At 58.3% G+C, this 5,683-nt stretch carries 3 rRNA genes; all 3 read left to right on the forward strand.

Annotated features, from left to right (window positions below):
• Positions 1–330 precede the first annotated feature (330 nt).
• Positions 331–1,850, forward strand: a 16S ribosomal RNA gene (locus tag CLV34_RS00555).
• A gap of 424 nt (positions 1,851–2,274) precedes the next feature.
• A 23S ribosomal RNA gene (locus CLV34_RS00560) occupies positions 2,275–5,381 on the forward strand.
• Positions 5,382–5,473: 92 nt separating this feature from the next.
• A 5S ribosomal RNA gene (rrf, locus tag CLV34_RS00565) occupies positions 5,474–5,590 on the forward strand.
• Together the 16S, 23S and 5S rRNA genes form the textbook arrangement of a ribosomal RNA operon.
• Positions 5,591–5,683: the final 93 nt, after the last annotated feature.

Consider the following 5,683-nt stretch of genomic DNA (forward strand, 5'->3'; position numbering starts at 1 on the left):
GGGGGCGGGTAAGATGGAGAAGTTGCCCCGATGCGAGCCCGTGAGGGTGAGGTTGGGTGTGTCGGTTGCTTGAGAACTCAACAGTGTGCTTGATAGTCAATGCCAAATTTTAACCCTCGTCGGGTTGTGGCTGGCTGCCGTTGTGGTGGTTGGTCCGGCTCGTTTGAGGATTCCTTTGGACAGGATCGAACGTCATGTTCGGTTCGGTGCCAAGGTTCAACTGGCTGCGCGACGGTGTTGTGGATGCAATGGTGTCGTGTGGCTGCTTCGTATGGTTGTTGACTGCTGGTTCCTGGCTTGTGGTTGGGGGTTGGTGGTTGATGTTGATCATTTACGGAGAGTTTGATCCTGGCTCAGGACGAACGCTGGCGGCGTGCTTAACACATGCAAGTCGAACGGTGATGCCCAGCTTGCTGGGCGGATCAGTGGCGAACGGGTGAGTAACACGTGAGCAACCTGCCCCTGACTCTGGGATAACTCCGGGAAACCGGGGCTAATACTGGATATGAGGCGCTTCCGCATGGGGGTGTCTGGAAAGATTTATTGGTCAGGGATGGGCTCGCGGCCTATCAGCTTGTTGGTGGGGTAGTGGCCTACCAAGGCGACGACGGGTAGCCGGCCTGAGAGGGCGACCGGCCACACTGGGACTGAGACACGGCCCAGACTCCTACGGGAGGCAGCAGTGGGGAATATTGCACAATGGGCGAAAGCCTGATGCAGCGACGCCGCGTGAGGGATGAAGGCCTTCGGGTTGTAAACCTCTTTCAGCAGGGAAGAAGCGCAAGTGACGGTACCTGCAGAAGAAGCGCCGGCTAACTACGTGCCAGCAGCCGCGGTAATACGTAGGGCGCAAGCGTTGTCCGGAATTATTGGGCGTAAAGAGCTCGTAGGCGGTTTGTCGCGTCTGGTGTGAAAACTCAAGGCTCAACCTTGAGCTTGCATCGGGTACGGGCAGACTAGAGTGCGGTAGGGGAGACTGGAATTCCTGGTGTAGCGGTGGAATGCGCAGATATCAGGAGGAACACCGATGGCGAAGGCAGGTCTCTGGGCCGCAACTGACGCTGAGGAGCGAAAGCATGGGGAGCGAACAGGATTAGATACCCTGGTAGTCCATGCCGTAAACGTTGGGCACTAGGTGTGGGGCTCATTCCACGAGTTCCGTGCCGCAGCTAACGCATTAAGTGCCCCGCCTGGGGAGTACGGCCGCAAGGCTAAAACTCAAAGGAATTGACGGGGGCCCGCACAAGCGGCGGAGCATGCGGATTAATTCGATGCAACGCGAAGAACCTTACCAAGGCTTGACATGCACTGGAAACGGCCAGAGATGGTCGCCCCGCAAGGTCGGTGCACAGGTGGTGCATGGTTGTCGTCAGCTCGTGTCGTGAGATGTTGGGTTAAGTCCCGCAACGAGCGCAACCCTCGTCCCATGTTGCCAGCGGGTTATGCCGGGGACTCATGGGAGACTGCCGGGGTCAACTCGGAGGAAGGTGGGGATGACGTCAAATCATCATGCCCCTTATGTCTTGGGCTTCACGCATGCTACAATGGCCGGTACAAAGGGCTGCGATACCGTAAGGTGGAGCGAATCCCAAAAAGCCGGTCTCAGTTCGGATTGGGGTCTGCAACTCGACCCCATGAAGTCGGAGTCGCTAGTAATCGCAGATCAGCAACGCTGCGGTGAATACGTTCCCGGGCCTTGTACACACCGCCCGTCAAGTCACGAAAGTCGGTAACACCCGAAGCCGGTGGCCCAACCCTTGTGGGGGGAGCCGTCGAAGGTGGGACTGGCGATTGGGACTAAGTCGTAACAAGGTAGCCGTACCGGAAGGTGCGGCTGGATCACCTCCTTTCTAAGGAGCATGTCATCCGGTTCTTGTCCTTCGGGGTGGGGGCTGGGTCAGACGGCCATGCCGGTGCCGAATGTGTGCCGGGTGGTTGCTCAAGGGTGGAACATTGACGAAGAGCTCGCCGCGTGGTGGGTTCCTGTGAGTACTGCTGGGTCGTCCTTCGGGGTGGTCTGGTGTGGAAGACAGGTTCTCCGGGTCGTGGTGGGTTTGCTGAGCACACTGTTGGGTCCTGAGGTTGCCGGCCGCTCTGGTCGGGCCTTGATCGCGGGCCGTCGTGAGCTCACTGGGAGGTTTCCTGGTGGGGGAGGGCGGGATCGTCGGTTGCTTGAGAACTGCACAGTGGACGCGAGCATCTTTATGAAGCACGATCGCGTGAGCCTTCACCTTCGGGTGGGTGAGCGCGTACCGTGGTTTCTGCAAGTTTGTTGAGTAAGTTTTTAAGGGCACAGGGTGGATGCCTTGGCACTAGGAGCCGAAGAAGGACGTCGTAGCCTGCGATAAGCCTCGGGGAGTTGGCAAACGAACCGTGATCCGAGGATGTCCGAATGGGGAAACCCGGCCACAGTCATGTGTGGTCACCTGCACCTGAATATATAGGGTGTGTGGAGGGAACGCCGGGAAGTGAAACATCTCAGTACCGGCAGGAAGAGATATTCCGTGAGTAGTGGCGAGCGAAAGCGGAAGAGGCCAAACCGTGCGTGTGTTCAAGCTGTCAGGCGTTGCACGTTCGGGGTTGTGGGACCTTTCAGGATCTGCTGACACGGATCCAGGGAGTCAGAAAGTCGCGGCATAGTCGAACGGCATTGAAAGGCCGGGCACAGAGGGTGTGACCCCCGTAGACGAAATGTTGTGGCCTCCCGAAGGGGATCCCAAGTAGCACGGGGCCCGAGAAATCCCGTGTGAATCCGGCAAGACCACTTGCTAAGCCTAAATACTACCTAGTGACCGATAGCGGACTAGTACCGTGAGGGAAAGGTGAAAAGTACCCCGGGAGGGGAGTGAAATAGTACCTGAAACCGTGTGCCTACAATCCGTTGGAGCCTCCTTTGCAGGGGTGACAGCGTGCCTTTTGAAGAATGAGCCTGCGAGTTAGTGCTCAGTGGCGAGGTTAACCCGTGTGGGGAAGCCGTAGCGAAAGCGAGTCCGAACAGGGCGACCATAGTCGCTGGGTCTAGACCCGAAGCGAAGTGATCTAGCCATGGGCAGGTTGAAGCGCGGGTAAGACCGCGTGGAGGACCGAACCCACCAGGGTTGAAAACCTGGGGGATGACCTGTGGTTAGGGGTGAAAGGCCAATCAAACTTCGTGATAGCTGGTTCTCCCCGAAATGCATTTAGGTGCAGCCTCGCGTGTTTCTTGCCGGAGGTAGAGCTACTGGATGGCCGATGGGCCCTACAAGGTTACTGACGTCAGCCAAACTCCGAATGCCGGTAAGTGAGAGCGCGGGAGTGAGACTGCGGGGGATAAGCTCCGTAGTCGAGAGGGAAACAGCCCAGACCACCAGCTAAGGCCCCTAAGCGTGTGCTAAGTGGGAAAGGATGTGGAGTTGCACAGACAACCAGGAGGTTGGCTTAGAAGCAGCCACCCTTGAAAGAGTGCGTAATAGCTCACTGGTCAAGTGATTCCGCGCCGACAATGTAGCGGGGCTCAAGTACACCGCCGAAGCTGTGGCATTCACACAACCGCCAGGCCTTCGTGGTCCAGGCGTGTGGATGGGTAGGGGAGCGTCGTGTGGGCAGTGAAGCTGCGGAGGAATCCAGTGGTGGAGCCTACACGAGTGAGAATGCAGGCATGAGTAGCGAAAGACGGGTGAGAAACCCGTCCGCCGAATGACCAAGGGTTCCAGGGCCAGGCTAATCCGCCCTGGGTAAGTCGGGACCTAAGGCGAGGCCGACAGGCGTAGTCGATGGACAAGGAGTTGATATTCTCCTACCGGCGAAGAACCGCCCATACCGAGCCCGGTGATGCTGAGCGCCCGAATCCTTCCGCCGTCCCTTCGGGGACACTGGAAGGCCTAGCGCGCGACCCAATCCGGTAGTAGGTAAGCGTATTAACAGGAGTGACGCAGGAAGGTAGCCCGGCGCGGCGATGGTAGTCCGTGTCCAAGGTCGCAGGGCGAGCAGCAGGCAAATCCGCTGCTCATGAGCCTCAGGACTGATGGTGACCGCATTAGCGGGATAACAGGGTGATCCTATGCTGCCGAGAAAAGCTTCGACGCGAGGTTCTAGCCGCCCGTACCCCAAACCGACTCAGGTGGTCAGGTAGAGAATACTAAGGCGATCGAGAGAATCGTGGTTAAGGAACTCGGCAAAATGCCCCCGTAACTTCGGGAGAAGGGGGGCCTGAAGCGTAAAGCCACTTGCTGGCTAGCGTGGAGGGCCGCAGAGACCAGGGAGAAGCGACTGTTTACTAAAAACACAGGTCCGTGCGAAGTCGCAAGACGATGTATACGGACTGACGCCTGCCCGGTGCTGGAAGGTTAAGAGGACGGGTCAGCCTTCGGGCGAAGCTCAGAATTTAAGCCCCAGTAAACGGCGGTGGTAACTATAACCATCCTAAGGTAGCGAAATTCCTTGTCGGGTAAGTTCCGACCTGCACGAATGGCGTAACGACTTCTCCGCTGTCTCAACCGCGAACTCGGCGAAATTGCACTACGAGTAAAGATGCTCGTTACGCGCAGCAGGACGGAAAGACCCCGGGACCTTTACTATAGCTTGGTATTGGTGTTCGGTGCGGCTTGTGTAGGATAGGTGGGAGACTGTGAAGCTCATGCGCCAGCATGGGTGGAGTCAACGTTGAAATACCACTCTGGTCGCTCTGGACTCCTAACCTCGGTCCGTAATCCGGATCAGGGACAGTGCCTGGTGGGTAGTTTAACTGGGGCGGTTGCCTCCCAAAATGTAACGGAGGCGCTCAAAGGTTCCCTCAGCCTGGTTGGCAATCAGGTGGCGAGTGCAAGTGCACAAGGGAGCTTGACTGTGAGACTGACAGGTCGAGCAGGGACGAAAGTCGGAACTAGTGATCCGGCGGTGGCTTGTGGAAGCGCCGTCGCTCAACGGATAAAAGGTACCCCGGGGATAACAGGCTGATCTTGCCCAAGAGTCCATATCGACGGCATGGTTTGGCACCTCGATGTCGGCTCGTCGCATCCTGGGGCTGGAGTAGGTCCCAAGGGTTGGGCTGTTCGCCCATTAAAGCGGTACGCGAGCTGGGTTTAGAACGTCGTGAGACAGTTCGGTCCCTATCCGCTGCGCGCGCAGGAAACTTGAGAAGGGCTGTCCCTAGTACGAGAGGACCGGGACGGACGAACCTCTGGTGTGCCAGTTGTTCCGCCAGGAGCACCGCTGGTTAGCTACGTTCGGAAGGGATAACCGCTGAAAGCATCTAAGCGGGAAGCCTGCTTCAAGATGAGGTTTCCAACCCCTTCGGGGGGAGAGGCACCCAGCTAGACCACTGGGTAGATAGGCCGGATGTGGAAGAGGGGACCCAAGACCCTCGCAGCTGACCGGTACTAATCAGCCGACAACTTACCAACACACACTTTTCCAAAGCGTGCTCGCGTCCACTGTGCGGTTCTAGAGCCACCGGCACACCCCACCAACGGGGTCCCGAACAGGTTCATAGAGTTACGGCGGTCATAGCGAAGGGGAAACGCCCGGTCCCATTCCGAACCCGGAAGCTAAGCCCTTCAGCGCCGATGGTACTGCCCTGGGAACGGGGTGGGAGAGTAGGACGCCGCCGAACACCCATTCACTGCAGGCCACCCCCGACCCCGGGGGTGGCCTGCGGCATATCCAGAACCCTTCACCGCCGCGCCGCCCGTCCACCGAGCCGCGC

Origin of the sequence: Luteimicrobium subarcticum, assembly GCF_002798015.1 — a bacterium.
Classification (GTDB): Bacteria; Actinomycetota; Actinomycetes; order Actinomycetales; family Cellulomonadaceae; genus Luteimicrobium; species Luteimicrobium subarcticum.